Genomic DNA, 13,441 nt, shown 5'->3' with positions numbered 1-13,441 from the left:
TGCCCAAGACCTTGGCGTGTCTGTGACCGAACTCCTCCCGCAACTGCCCCCTGTGATCACCGATTGGTTCGCCAGCAAAGGATGGGCGCCGCGCGCCCATCAGCTGGCGGTGCTGGAGAGCTGGAATGCCAGTGCCTCGGCGCTGCTGATTGCGCCGACCGGGGCCGGCAAGACGCTGGCCGGTTTTCTCCCCACGCTTGCCGACCTGATTGCCGAGCCTCGCCCGGGCTTGCACACGCTCTATATTTCCCCGCTCAAGGCCCTCGCGGTGGACGTCGCTCGCAATCTTGAAACCCCGATCGCGGAAATGGGCCTGCCGATCAGGGTCGAGACCCGGACCGGCGACACGCCCGCGTCGCGCCGCGCCCGCCAGCGCACCAATCCGCCCCAAATCCTGCTCACCACCCCCGAACAGATCGCCCTGCTGCTCAGCCACCCTCAGGCCGAGCTGCTGTTTGGCTCGGTGCGTCGTATCGTGCTCGATGAGCTCCATGCCCTGGTCACCTCCAAGCGCGGCGAATTGCTGTCGCTGGCCATTGCCCGGCTGGCGCGGATGGCGCCCGATATGCGCATCACTGCGCTCAGCGCCACGGTCGCGCGACCCGATCTTTTGCGCGACTGGATCGCCCAGCCACTCCCAGAAGCGCCTACGCATCTGCTGACGGCGGCCGGTGGCGCCCCGCCAGAGCTGGCGATCCTTCAGACCGAAGAACGTCTGCCCTGGGCAGGGCACTCAGCGGCCTATGCCCATCGTGAACTCTACGAAACCATCAAACAGCACCGCACTACGCTCCTTTTCGTCAATACCCGCTCCCAGGCAGAGGCCTTGTTCCAGGGTCTTTGGGCGCAGAACGAGGACCTGCTGCCCATCGCCCTCCACCACGGCTCGCTTTCGGTCGAGCAGCGCCGCAAGGTGGAAGCGGCTATGTCTGCAGGTGTCCTTAAGGCCGTGGTCTGCACCTCGACGCTTGATCTCGGCATCGACTGGGGCGATGTGGATCTCGTCGTGCAGGTTGGCGCGCCCAAAGGCTCGTCGCGCATGCTCCAGCGCATCGGCCGCGCCAATCACCGGCTCGATGACCCGTCCAAGGCTCTGCTGGTCCCCTCCAACCGCTTTGAAGTGCTGGAATGCGAAGCGGCGGTGGAAGCTGTCTCGGAAAACCATCAGGATAGTGAGGACCCGACCTCGGGCGCCTATGATGTTCTCGCCCAGCACATCCTGGGCATGGCCTGTGCCGAGCCCTTCCAGCCCGATGAGCTCTTTGCCGAGATTTGTCGCGCTTGGCCTTATCGCGATCTGGCGCGCTCTCAGTTCGATCGCATTCTCGACTTTGTCGCCACCGGCGGCTATGCGCTGCGCGCCTATGAGCGCTATGCCCGGTTGAAGCTCATGCCCGACGGGCGCTGGCGCATCGCCCATCCCCAGGTCGCCCAGCAATATCGGCTCAATATCGGCACCATTGTTGAAGAGCCCATGGTCAAGGTGCGCCTAGTTCGGGGCCGCGGCTTCAAGCGCGGCGCCACAACTGGCCCAATCGGCTATGGCGGCCGCGTGCTGGGGGAAATGGAGGAATACTTTTTTGGCACCCTGCTCCTCGGAGACACCTTCATGTTCGGCGGTGAAATCGTCGCCTTCGAGGGCATGAAGGACAACGAGGCCTATGTGAGCCGCGCCCAGTCCACCGATCCCAAGATCCCCTCCTATATGGGCGGCCGCTTTCCCCTCTCTACCTACCTCGCCGATCGGGTGCGCCGCTTGCTCGATGATCCCCATGAATGGTCCAAGCTCCCCGATCAGGTCAGCGACTGGCTGCGCCTGCAGGAGGAAGTCTCGGTGCTGCCCCGCTCGGATAGTCTCTTGGTTGAAACCTTCGCGCGCGGCAGCCAGAACTTCATGGTCTGCTACCCCTTTGAAGGCCGGCTCGCCCACCAGACCTTGGGGATGCTGCTGACGCGCCGGCTGGAACGCGCCCGTGCGCGACCGCTTGGTTTCGTCGCCTCCGAATATGCGCTGGCGATCTGGGGTCTCGGTGATCTCTCCGCGCTGATCCGCACCGATCGACTTTCGCTCGACGAACTCTTTGCCGAAGACATGCTGGGCGAAGACCTCGAGGATTGGCTCGATGAATCCGCTTTGATGAAGCGCACCTTCCGCAACTGCGCCATCATTGCCGGGTTGATCGAACGCCGCCATCCCGGCAAGGAGAAAACCGGGCGGCAGCTCACCATGTCCTCCGATCTCATCTATGACGTGCTTTACCAGCACGAGCCAGACCACATCCTGATCCAGGCCACCCGCCGCGATGCCGCCCGCGGCCTGCTCGATATCGAGCGCCTTGGTCAGATGCTACGCCGCATCCGCCAGCACATCGTCCACAAGCCGCTCCATCGCGTTTCCCCGCTCGCCGTTCCAATTCTCCTCGATATCGGCCGTGAGCCGATTTATGGGGAAGGGCGCGAATCAGCTATGGCAGATGCCGCCGATGAGTTGATGCGCGAGGCCATGAGTGGCCCCGAAGGACAACAGCGCTCCGGCGAAGCAGTTTAATACAGACGGCCCGGAGAGTTGCGCTCCTAGGGCAAGGACAAGCTTTGAGCCAAGTCTTATCTACAGCCGAGATCACGGAGACCCCGGTCTTGCGCTTTGCCGGACACTTGTTTGAGCCGCTCCCTTCAGGCGCCCTTTATTGGCACGCCCAAAGGACGCTTTTGGTCGCTGACCTGCATCTGGAAAAACTCAGCTCCTATGCCCGCCATGGCCAGATGCTGCCGCCCTATGACACGGGGGTCACGCTCGCCAAGTTGGAACGGGACCTGCGCCGCACGGGCGCGACCCGCCTTATTGCCCTGGGCGACAGCTTCCACCGCGACGAAGGCTCGCGCACCCTCAACGACGGCGATCGTGCTCGGCTCGATGGCATGACCGACATGGCCGAATGGCTCTGGCTTTCCGGCAACCACGATCCCGCGCCCCACGCTCTGGGCGGCCGCTGCCTGCCGCATCTCGATCTGGCGGGCCTGCACCTGACGCACGAGCCACGTCGCGACCGGCCTGGCCTCATCGCGGGCCATCTCCACCCGGGCGCGCATCTGCACATGGCCGGCCGGACCACGCGTCGCCCGTGCTTTGTGCACGACAACCGGCTGCTGATCCTGCCCGCCTATGGCGCAGCCACGGGATCGCTCAATATCCTCTCGCCCGCCTTTGTCGGCCTCTTCCATTGGCCAGCGCTCGAAGTCACCATGCTGGGCAAGGACCGGCTGTATCCGGTCAGTCCCAGGCGCTTGGTGCGCGGCTAAGCTAGCGCCGGAAGATCACCCCACCCGCCCAGCCGGTGAACAGAGCCAGCACGACGCAGATCAGCCCGTAAGCCAGCGGGTATTGCTTGGAGGTGATCGCCAGAAACCGCTCGAACCCGATCTTGCGCACGGCAAAGCCCTCGGATTTGCGGGCGATCACCTCGCCATTCTGGAACACATAAGTGAGCGCCAGATAAGGGCCGGGCGGCGCATTGCTGGGGAGGGTCAGGCGCGCCGAATAAAAGTTCTCGGTGGGAAAGTTGATGGCGTTCTCATCCACCCCAAACAAGCCCTGCTCGGTCATCAGGCGCACCAATTCGCGCCCGAACACCGCTGTCTTCCACCAGCCGGCATCATTGGGCGTGAGCGTATAGGCTTCGGGTAGGATCTTTTCGGCCGTCAGCGTCGTCAGATTGGTGATGTCACGCAGCCGCCCGCTCGAAAGCACATGGAAGTAGCTGGGGAAGTTGGGAAACACGACCTGGTCGGTGTTGAGCCAGATCCCCAGATTATGCGTTTTCTGCCGCGCCACCCGGTTCTGGGTCGGCCCGACCACCACCACCACCACATGGAACGGCCCAGGCACCGTCAACTGGCTCGAGCCCACATCGGGCGCGATGGTGCCAAAGAAGGTCATCCGCTCACCCGAAAAGCTCGAGGTGATATCCACCGTATCGCTGGAGAGCTGGGACACCAGGCGCGCGCCCTGCGCCGGTATGGCGAGAAGCAAAGCGGCGACGAGCCAGAGCACCAGCCGGATCATTGCAGTGACCCAATCACGGCCATGCTGAACGGATCGGCCGGGGTCAGCACCAACGACAGGCCAAAGCGGATTGCGACAGCAAGCACCAAAAGCGCCAGCAGTCCGCGCAGCTGTTCGCCCCGCAACTGCTTGCCGGCCGAAGCGCCGAACTGCGCGCCGACGACGCCCCCCACCATCAGGCAGAAGGCCAGGAGAATATCGACGCTCTGGCTCTGCACGGCGTGCAGCACCGTGGTCACCGACATCATCGCCACCACCTGCAGCGAGGACGTCCCGATCACCACATTGCCCGGTACCCGCAGCAGATACACCAACGCCGGCACCATGATAAAGCCGCCGCCAATACCGAGCAGCGAGCCGACAAAGCCGATAAACAGTCCGATCACCAGCACCGGCAGCACGCTGATATAAAGGCGCGACTTCTTGAACCGCACGCGCCAGGGCAGGCCGTGCATCCAATTATGTTGGTTGGCTTGCCGCTCCCGCACCACCACGCCCGACCGCCGCCGCAGGATGGCGCGGCTCGATTCGATCAGCATCATGATCCCGATCGAGCCAAGCAGCACCAGAAAGCCCAGCGAGATCACGAGGTCCAGCTGCCCCGCCGCGCTCAAGAACGAGAACATCGCCACGCCCGCAAAGGCGCCGAGCACGCTCGACAAGATGAGATACATCGCCAGATGCAAATCGATCCCGCCCCGTCGATAATGACTGAGGGCTCCCGAGGTGGACGCGGCCACCACCTGGCCGGTTACCGAGGCCACGGCAACAGGCGCCGGCACGCCCGAAAAGATCAGGAGCGGGGTGAGGAGAAATCCGCCGCCCACGCCGAACATGCCCGACAGAAAGCCGACCGCCCCCCCGATCCCCACGAGAAAGAAGAGGTTCATGGAAAGTTCGGCGATCGGCAGATAAACCTGCAAGATCCAAATCCATCCAGGGCGGCCGCCCGCTGGCAGGCCTGCCAAAAAACGCGGCAGGGTCCCGGCAGTGTTTTGCACCCCCGGAACCCGCAATGCTTGATGGGCTTACGTGCCCATCCCGCTCGTGTCAAACGGCTCGGGTCAGGCCGGCTGGCTACCCAGCACCGCGAGCAGCCGCGGATTGATGGCGCCGCTTTCGCTCATGCCCGTGCCGCGCTCGAAGGCCTTGATGGCTTCGGCTGTCTTGGGGCCGGCCATCCCGTCGGGCGTGCCCACATCAAAGCCGAGTTTCGACAGCGCCTGCTGCACCTTGGCCACAACATCGGTCTTGGTGATGGTTTCGCCCGCTTCGAAGTTGGCCAGCCAGGTCCCGATCGGAGCATAGTTCGCCGCCAGATCGATGGGCTGGGCCCGCCAGGCCGCAATCTCGTCACCCACGGTCTGGACGGCGTCGGCCGTCAAAGACTTGGCCACGTCATCGCGCGCTTTGGTCGCATCCGCATCGCCACTGCGCGCCGCCAGCGAGAACCACTTGAACGACTGCTCGAGATTCTGCTCGACGCCCAGGCCACGGGCATAAAGCATGCCGAGGTTAAACTGGCTGTCGGTCATGCCCAGCATTGCGGCTTTTTCGAACCATTCGGCAGCTAGCTCGAACTGCTGCTCGCCCATTTGCCCGCCAGCATAAAGCGCCGCCAGATTGTGCATGGCCATGCGATTGCCGGCCTCGGCGCCGCGCTGATACCAGAGCTTGGCGACTTCGAGGTCCTTGTTGACCCCGTTGCCGGCCTCATAAAGATTGCCCAGCCGATACTGCGCGGGGCCAAAACCCTGCGCTGCCGAGCGCTCATACCAGATGGCAGCTTCGGCATAGTCCTGGGCAATTGCCTGGCCTTCGGTATAGATCGCAGCCACTTCGAATTGGGCCTTGGCATCGCCATCGGCAGCCGCCTGGCGCAACTCGATCGGACCGATCGCCTCGGGTGGCAAGCCAAAGCTCTGCACCGGCGCGCTGGTATCGGGAGTGCTTCCCGTCACCAGCCCGGCCGGCTCGCCTGCGGCAGGATCAAGCGGCAGGTAAGCCATGGCTGCCGCAACGGCGTCTTCGGTCAGGGCCTCGGGCAGGGCGGCAGCGTCGCTCGACTTGCTGAAGCTGGTCGTGGCCGCGGGGTTGATGGAGCCCGTGGCGGTGTCGTCGATCATGTCGATCACGCGCGGACCGGTGGAAACGTCGATCCCGTCCGCTGCGGGCGCAGGCTCGACCGTAGGTGGAACTGCAGGCTCGGCCACGGGCTCTTCCGGAGTGCTTTGCACCATGGCCGCGGCGGCAGGCGGCGCTGCCTCTTCCATGCGCTGCATCACCAGGTTGAGCGCTAGCATCGATACGGCTGCAAGCGTGGCGGCCAGTAGAATGGGGCGGCGATGACGCAGCAGGAAGCTTTCCCGCGCCGGCTCGGCTTCGGAACCGACCGCATCAAGATCAAGCACGGGCTCTGGTGCGGGATCCGCTGCAAGGCGCGTCTTGCGCTCCTTCTTGGGCTTTTCGCGCTTGATTGGCTTTTCGGCTACCGCAACCTCATCGGGTGCAGCTTTGGTATCGGGCGCAAGCGCTGTCTCATCGGTAGCAGCGGGCCGGACGCGGGCAAGTGCCCGGCCAATCAGCGAGCCGCCAGCAGCAATGCCGGTGGGCTGTTCCACCTTGGCCCGCTGGGCGCGGCGAGCGGCCGCCACAAACGTGCTGGTGCTGCTCGGGCTGGGGGTCGCCTGCACCGACGGGGCTGCCGGTTGGGGCGCCGGAGGCGCTTCAAACGGATCCACCGTGTCGCTGCCAAAGCTCGACTGGGGCCGCGGTGGCGGCTCCACCGTGCTTGGGTCAAAGCTGGGGCGTGCATCAGCCATTGCCGCCGTGGCGCCAGGCTGGGGCGGGCGGCCGACTGGCCGGGTGATCGGGCCGAAATCCTTGAAGCCCGGATCAAGCAGTGGCGCTTCATCGGCCGGGTTTGCCGGCATGGAGTCGCCCTTGGATTGGGCAAGTGCGGTCAGCATGGCTTCAAGGCCCGCCATCTCGGCGGCAGCCTTGGTGGGCTTGCTGGCTTCCCGCGCCGGAGTGGCCGCGGCGTCGGTCTGGGCCGCTTCCCGCTCCCGCAACGTGGCTTCAAGCCGCGCCAAGCGTTCGGCCGTGTCCTTGCCGGCGGTGTTGAACAAGGCCGTCATGCGCCCTTCAAGGGCCGAAAGATTCTCCTCGCTCAAGCCCGCGGCGGCCGTTGGGGCAACCCCGGCCACAGCCTGCGAGGTCTTTTCTGCCACCAGATTGGCGAGGGCTTCGATATCGGGTTCGCGTCCAGCCCGCTTGATCAGGCCCCCAATACGGTCCTCAATGCTCTTGAGGCTTTCAGGGCCGAACATGGCCACAGGTGCCGGAGCCTTGCGGGTCACGGCATCGCTGGTGCGCTCAGCAACCAGGTTCGCCAGCGCCTCCAGATCGGGCGCATCGGCTTCCTTGGCCGAGTAAAGGCTCGCCAGGCTATTGAGCTGGGCGCCGGTCTCGTCCATGCGCTCCATCAACAGCTTGAGCTGGTTCTCGACCTGCGAATTGTCGGGTACCGGGGCGGGGTTCGCAGCAAGGTCCGTCAGCACTTCGAGCTGGCTCTCGATGCGCGAGAACCGTGGCTCCATGCCGGCAATCACCGCCTGGCGCAGCGTCGAGATATCATCCTTGAGCCCATCGATATCGTCGTTGCGCGCATCAAACGCCCCAATCCGGGCCGCAAGGGCATCAACCTTGGCGACGAGCTTGCCGGGCTGGGCTTCCCGCTCCTTGATTGCCTTGGTGAAGGCGGCCATTTCGGCGGTCAGCCGTTCAAAATCGCCCGATCCCAGCGCCACGTTCTTTTCGATCGCGTCGATGCGGTCATAAACATTGCGGACGCTGTTTTCGATCGCGTCCATCGTGGGCGCCAGCGCTTCGACGCCGGCGGGACGGGGTTGCTGCGCGCGTCGATCCTCGCGCACAATTTCCCGCTCCATCTGCTCGGCCTGCAACTGGGCAAGCTTGCCCACCGTCGCCGACACATCGTCGAGCCTGGTGTTGATGGCGGAAAGATCAACCTGGGGCGCTTCCCCGATCAGGCGCGCCAGGCTCCCGATCTGGGCTTCGAGCCGCTTGACCTGCCCGGTTTCCCCGACGGCGCCAGCCAGCAGTTCCACTACATGGGTGAGTTGTTCGACCTGGCTGGCAACTTCGCGCACATTGCCATGGCCATCGCGCTGCGCTTTGAGTTCGCCTTCCAGCCGCGCCAGCCGGTTTGATAGACCGCCCACCAGCCCGCTCAGTTCGCGGAATTCAGGCATGTCATTGGCTTGGCGACGCAGGGCTGCTGCGGGCGCCGACATCTGCCGGCCGCGAATCTCGGCAATAGCCAGCGTCAGCGCATCGGTAGCCTCGGCGGCCTGGTCTTCCTCACGATCGGTGAAGCGATCTACGGCCCGCTTGACGGTCTTGAGCGCCTCGCTGCGGCGGATCGCCGGCTGAGGTACTTCCACCTGGCCACGCAGGCTCCGTACGCGTTCGGCCAATCCTTCGAGGGCGGGATCGGCCTGCTCTGCTTGCACATAGCGGCCTTCCACCTGATCGAGCAGGGCCACCAGTTCTCCGCGCAGCGCCTGCCACTCGCCCGGCTTGGATGGCGATGCTGTCTCGGCCGGTACGGATTTGGAAGAGGCGCGGGCCATTGGTGTCCCCTGATGGGTGTCGTCGGAGCCCTCGCGATGCAACACGAAGGTAGGGACCCTCATTTGCCGAAAACATGGTAAACATCCCGTTAAGCATTGTTGCATTTTGCCGATGCTGGCGAGCTCTGGTGCGGCTAAGTGCCGGTGAGTGCTTGTCGGCAAGCTCCAGGAGGACCACCATTCATGACGCGCCGCCGCATCATCATTGTTGATGACCACCCGCTGTTTCGCGCCGCATTGCGGCAGACGCTGTCCGGGGGAGATGCCACGGTCAGCGTCGAGGAAGCGGGTGACCTTGCCAGCCTCAGCGCCGCGCTCGATGCCGATCGGGATTGCGACCTCGTGCTTCTTGACCTCAACATGCCCGGTGTTCGCGGTTTTTCCGGCCTGCTGCTGTTGCGGGCGCAATATCCCGAGATTCCCGTGATGATCATTTCCGCCGTGGAAGACGCGGTGGTCGTGCGCCGCGCCTTTGAGCTGGGGGCCGCGGGCTATCTGCACAAGTCGGTGGGCCCCACGGAAATCCGCCGCGCCATCGAAACCGTCTTGTCGGGCGAAGTGTTCGTGCCGGAAGGGGTAAGCCTTGGAGTGGAGGACGCCAACTCCGCCCTGATGCGGCGCCTCGCGACCCTCACACCCCAGCAGGTGCGCGTGTTGATGATGCTCAGCGACGGGCTGATGAACAAGCAGATCGCCTATGAACTCTCCATTTCCGAAGCCACGGTGAAGGCCCATGTTTCGGCCATCCTGCAAAAGCTGGACGTGGACAGCCGCACCCAGGCGGTGATCGCCGCTTCGCGGATCGAGGACGGCCAGTTCGAAGCCTTGTTCGCCACCGGCGCAGAAAAGGCCTAAGCAGCGCTCAGCCGGTGCGTTTGACGGGCCGGCCGGTCTGGCTGGCGAGCCCCGTGATCGCCGCCCGCAAGGCCGCGGGCTTGACCGGCTTGGTAACGACGGCCACCCCGCGCTCCTCGGCCAGCGTGCGCACTGCCGAGCTCCGGTCGGCGGTTACCAGCGCGGCCGGCAGGTGCCCGCCCAGATTGTGGCGCAGCCATTCGATGGCATCGAGCCCCGAAGTCTGGTCCAGATGGTAATCCATCAGCACCAGGTCGGGGTACCAGCCTTCCAGCAGCCGCTCCCGGTCGATCTGCTTGAGCGACAAGGCCGAGCGCACATCGCAGCCCCAATGGGTGAGCAGGCCCTCCATTGCCTCAAGGATCGAGCGCTCATTGTCGACGCATAGCACTTTGAGGTTGAGCACGCCAAAGGCGGGTTCCGCCGGCGCCAGGTCATTGCCCTTGGCCGGCGTCACTGCCCTTGCGGTGGGCAAAAACAGCGAAAACCGCGAGCCGCGTCCGATCTGGCTATCCAGCTCCAGCGTCAAGCCCATGGCCGCCACCAGCCTCTGCACGATTGATAATCCCAGCCCCAACCCCTGCGCCATGCGGGCGCCGCGTTCCAGCCGCGAGAACTCGGCAAACACCAGCCGGTGTTGATCCCGGGCAAAGCCGATCCCGGTATCCACCACATCGAGCCGCATTCTTTGCCCGCGCCGCCGCAGCCCCACGAGCACCTTGCCCCCAGGCGGGGTATATTTGATCGCGTTGGAAACGAGGTTCTGCACAATGCGCCCCACCAGCGTGCGATCCACCAGCACCGCGCTCTTGGTGGGCAGGATACGCAGCGAAATCGAGCGCTCCCGCGCCATCGGCCCGAACTCGACCTCGAGCCGCTTGAGCAGATCATTGCCGTTCACCGGCATGGGCGCTGGCCGCAGCACGCCGCTATCGATCCGTGAAATATCGAGCAGCGCCCCCATGATGTCTTCCACCGCCGTCAGCGATGCCTCGATCGAGTTGGCGAGATCGGCCAGCCCGGTCAGCTTCGCGCGCTCCATCAGCGTGGCGGTATAAAGCCGCGCCGCATTGAGCGGCTGCAACAGATCGTGGCTCGCAGCGGCCAGGAACCGCGTCTTGTCGTGATTGGCCGCATCCGCTTTGGCGCGGGCAATTTCGAGCTCGGCATTGACCCGCGTCAGCGCCGCCGTGCGCTCCTCCACGCGCGCTTCCAGCGATTGGTTCATGCGCTCGAGCGAACCTTCGGTGTCCTCCCGCGCCGTCACATCGGCCACGCTGATCACGAGACCCCCATCGGGCAGCCGGCTCGACTGGAACTCCAGCATCTGCCCGCCGATCCCGGTGCGCTGGCTCACCGTCGTGGGTGCTGCCGTCAACGCATTGATGCGCTCGATGGCCAGGCGCGCGGCGTCCCCCGGCCCGAAGTCCCCCCGATCACCCTGCCAGATCGCGAGGTCGAACAATGGCGTGCCCGGTCGCATCAGCTCTTCTGGCAGCATCAAAAGCGTGCTGTAGCGCTGGTTGGAAAACACCAGCCGCAACGCATTGTTGAACACCGCAATGCCCTGGGGCACGAAATCCAGCGCCTGTCTGAGGCTCGCTTCAGCGGTGAAAAGGCTCGATTGCATCTGAAAATCCTGGTGACCGGCTGGACTATCGACCTCCGCGGTCTGCCTCGCAAGCTCAACTCTTGGCCCATTGCTTTGCCCGGCTGCTTGGAGGATGAATGATGCGCTCGATCAGCCAAGAGGATACTCAAATGCTCAAGGAATTTCGCGACTTCGCTATGCGGGGTAATATGATCGATCTCGCCGTCGGTGTGATCATCGGCGCCGCTTTCGGGGCTATTGTCTCGTCTATAGTTGACGATATCTTTATGCCGATCATCGGATTGTTGATCGGCGGCATCGATTTCTCCAATTTTTTTATTGTTCTTTCCAATCCCGACGGCGTTCCTGTTCCCTCGATTGAAGCTGCCCGCGCCGCTGGAGTTGCAACCCTCAATATCGGCCTCTTCATCAATGCCGTAGTCAAGTTCCTCATCATCGCTTTCGCGCTGTTTCTCGTGGTCAAGGTGATCAACCGCCTCAAGCGGGAGGAGGCTACCGACCCCGGCCCGGCCGAGCCGACGCGGCAAGAAGTTCTGCTCACCGAAATCCGGGACGCCCTGCGGCAAAGCCCGGTCCAGCCGATGGTAAAATAGGAATAAAAACCATTGACTTGACCTAACCTAGGTCGGTATACCTATATTGGCCTAGGTAGTTTCTCCTACGTGTTCCCCTTATCGGACTGCATCTACACTTAGTTCAAATTACCCGGGTGATGACCGAGCAGCATCTTCAGTCAAGGCCAAAGTTCAAGCTAAGATTAAGTCGCCCTCAGGTCCTCGAGCATCGATCGTGCGACGCAGCCTATCAAGGACGAGGCAGGATGAGCGAACACCCTTATTACCATTCCTTTTTGAACCGTGACCGACTGATCCATATTGTTGATGCCGACCCGGCCGTGTGCGAAGCACTGAGCGTGCTGTTCCGGCTGGAAGGTTTTCAAACAACTTTCTCGCTGGACGCCGCCCATTTCGCCGCCGCCATGGAGCGCCGGCGTCCCGATGCCGTGGTGCTCAATTTCGAGCTCGGCGACCAAAGCGGCTTGGGCTTGCTGCAGCGTATCAAGGCGGCACGCCACAGCACGCCGGTGTTCATGCTTGCCCAAACCTCCCAGGTCGACGCCATTGTCACGGCAATGAAGCTTGGCGCCTCCGATGTGGTCACCAAGCCCATCAACAGCGATTATCTGCTTAGTGCCGTGCGTGCGGCCATGCGCCACGAAGCTCATCTTGGCGGCGGCCAGCAGTCGGGCCGCCCGGTGGAAGTGCGCGGCTTTTCCCAGCTGACGCCGCGCGAGCGCGAAGTGCTGCAGCTGATTTCCAATGGCCGCTCCAACAAGGAAGCCGGCCGCCAGCTTGGAATTTCGCCGCGCACCATCGAAGTGCATCGCGCCCGGGTGATGGAAAAGCTGGGCGCCCGCAACACGGCCGACCTCATGCGCATCGTGCTCACGAGCTGAGCGAGCAATTTTGCTTAAGCCGGAGCGTGACATCCCGCTCCCGCCCGCGGCGTGGAGCGGACCACAGTCCGCCTTATGGGACATCCGAGCCCCCGGGCAATGGTGAGCGAACGCACCACCGATGCGGGCTTTCGATGCCCCGAGGGCGAACTTATTCGGCTGCCGGATCATAGCTTTGGGGTGGCTGAGCGGTATCCGAAAGCTGCGCCAGGTCCACGCCGACCTCGCGCAGGGCTGCCTCGGCTTCCTTGCGCTCTTTCGCACTCAATTCGGGCTCGCGCGCCAGGATCCAGCCGGTATTGCCGTCTGGCGAATAAACCGCCGCCCAGGGATATTGCCCGCCTTCTTCCTCCCCAACTGCCGCCACGACATAGTTGACGCCTGGAGCGCCGCTGTCTTCGCCAAACTCCACCGAGAACGTGTTGAAGTTGCCATTGACCACTTCAGCCGTACCAACCACGCCCTGCTCATCGCCTGAAGCACGATCGCAGCGGTTGATTACCTCCACGCTGGTTTCATCAAGCAGATTGTAGGTGGCCGTCACCCCGCCCTCGCAGTCCTCCTGATAGGGCGTGGGCGTGCGCGCAATCTCGTACCAAACGCCGGTATAAGACTGCGGGTTGATTTCCAGCGCTGTTGTGGTGCCAGCTTCCTGGGCCGTGGCAGGAGCCGCTGCGATCAATGCTGCAACAAGGGCAAAGGGCAAGCGCATATCGTTCTCCATTTCTGCTGTTGCGGGGTCAACAGCAATGGAGAGCCGGGGTTCCGGTCCTGGCTCATTCGTGAGGGCACCAGCGCCA

Annotated in this window: 10 protein-coding genes; 5 read left to right on the top strand and 5 right to left on the bottom strand. The window is 63.7% G+C overall.

The window, feature by feature from the left end; genetic code table 11:
• Positions 1–16 precede the first annotated feature (16 nt).
• Together AC3YMN_RS15605 and pdeM are read left to right on the top strand one after the other, a co-directional pair.
• Positions 17–2,548, top strand: a complete 2,532-nt coding sequence (locus AC3YMN_RS15605) for a ligase-associated DNA damage response DEXH box helicase (protein WP_489890695.1) — start codon at positions 17–19, stop codon at positions 2,546–2,548.
• 44 nt (positions 2,549–2,592) lie between these two features.
• Positions 2,593–3,300 (top strand): ligase-associated DNA damage response endonuclease PdeM, encoded by a 708-nt coding sequence (gene pdeM / locus AC3YMN_RS15600; RefSeq protein WP_489890694.1) that lies wholly within the window; start codon positions 2,593–2,595, stop codon positions 3,298–3,300.
• A gap of 1 nt (position 3,301) precedes the next feature.
• Here the strand turns inward: pdeM and AC3YMN_RS15595 are convergent, their stop codons facing one another.
• The 3 genes from AC3YMN_RS15595 to AC3YMN_RS15585 form a co-directional block, all read right to left on the bottom strand.
• Positions 3,302–4,063, bottom strand: a complete 762-nt coding sequence (locus AC3YMN_RS15595) for a TIGR02186 family protein (protein WP_127752051.1) — start codon at positions 4,061–4,063, stop codon at positions 3,302–3,304.
• Positions 4,060–4,986 (bottom strand): sulfite exporter TauE/SafE family protein, encoded by a 927-nt coding sequence (locus AC3YMN_RS15590; protein WP_127752052.1) that lies wholly within the window; start codon positions 4,984–4,986, stop codon positions 4,060–4,062. The genes AC3YMN_RS15595 and AC3YMN_RS15590 overlap by 4 nt, the downstream gene beginning before the upstream one ends.
• Before the next feature lie 141 nt (positions 4,987–5,127).
• A complete protein-coding gene (locus tag AC3YMN_RS15585) occupies positions 5,128–8,718 on the bottom strand; it encodes a peptidoglycan-binding protein (RefSeq protein ID WP_489890693.1) in 3,591 nt (1,196 codons plus the stop codon).
• A 183-nt stretch (positions 8,719–8,901) separates the two neighbouring features.
• On the opposite strand from AC3YMN_RS15585, the gene AC3YMN_RS15580 reads away from it, so the two are divergent.
• Positions 8,902–9,573, top strand: coding sequence for a response regulator (locus AC3YMN_RS15580; RefSeq protein ID WP_127752054.1), 672 nt, complete (start codon positions 8,902–8,904; stop codon positions 9,571–9,573).
• Between the two features lie 7 nt (positions 9,574–9,580).
• On the opposite strand, the gene AC3YMN_RS15575 is transcribed toward AC3YMN_RS15580, so the two are convergent.
• Positions 9,581–11,203, bottom strand: coding sequence for an ATP-binding response regulator (locus AC3YMN_RS15575; protein ID WP_489890692.1), 1,623 nt, complete (start codon positions 11,201–11,203; stop codon positions 9,581–9,583).
• A gap of 131 nt (positions 11,204–11,334) precedes the next feature.
• On the opposite strand from AC3YMN_RS15575, the gene mscL reads away from it, so the two are divergent.
• Both mscL and AC3YMN_RS15565 read left to right on the top strand, forming a co-directional pair.
• Positions 11,335–11,778 carry a large conductance mechanosensitive channel protein MscL gene (gene mscL / locus AC3YMN_RS15570; protein ID WP_489890691.1) on the top strand — a complete coding sequence of 148 codons (444 nt, stop codon included), beginning with the start codon at positions 11,335–11,337 and terminating at the stop codon, positions 11,776–11,778.
• 227 nt (positions 11,779–12,005) lie between these two features.
• Positions 12,006–12,641, top strand: coding sequence for a response regulator transcription factor (locus AC3YMN_RS15565; RefSeq protein WP_127752056.1), 636 nt, complete (start codon positions 12,006–12,008; stop codon positions 12,639–12,641).
• Positions 12,642–12,792: 151 nt separating this feature from the next.
• Here the strand turns inward: AC3YMN_RS15565 and AC3YMN_RS15560 are convergent, their stop codons facing one another.
• Positions 12,793–13,353, bottom strand: coding sequence for a lipocalin family protein (locus tag AC3YMN_RS15560; protein ID WP_489890690.1), 561 nt, complete (start codon positions 13,351–13,353; stop codon positions 12,793–12,795).
• Between the last annotated feature and the right edge of the window lie 88 nt (positions 13,354–13,441).

The organism is Devosia sp. Z11_6, assembly GCF_058133665.1.
The sequence above is the reverse complement of the archived record's forward strand: the minus strand, read 5'-3'. Positions and strand labels throughout refer to the sequence as shown.

Excerpts from the sequence above, each read along its gene's own strand:
- AC3YMN_RS15595 (WP_127752051.1), bottom strand. The coding sequence starts at position 4,063 with ATGATCCGGCTGGTGCTCTGGCTCGTCGCCGCTTTGCTTCTCGCCATA.
- AC3YMN_RS15585 (WP_489890693.1), bottom strand. The coding sequence starts at position 8,718 with ATGGCCCGCGCCTCTTCCAAATCCGTACCGGCCGAGACAGCATCGCCA.
- AC3YMN_RS15580 (WP_127752054.1), top strand. The coding sequence starts at position 8,902 with ATGACGCGCCGCCGCATCATCATTGTTGATGACCACCCGCTGTTTCGC.
- AC3YMN_RS15575 (WP_489890692.1), bottom strand. The coding sequence starts at position 11,203 with ATGCAATCGAGCCTTTTCACCGCTGAAGCGAGCCTCAGACAGGCGCTG.
- mscL (WP_489890691.1), top strand. The coding sequence starts at position 11,335 with ATGCTCAAGGAATTTCGCGACTTCGCTATGCGGGGTAATATGATCGAT.
- AC3YMN_RS15565 (WP_127752056.1), top strand. The coding sequence starts at position 12,006 with ATGAGCGAACACCCTTATTACCATTCCTTTTTGAACCGTGACCGACTG.
- AC3YMN_RS15560 (WP_489890690.1), bottom strand. The coding sequence starts at position 13,353 with ATGCGCTTGCCCTTTGCCCTTGTTGCAGCATTGATCGCAGCGGCTCCT.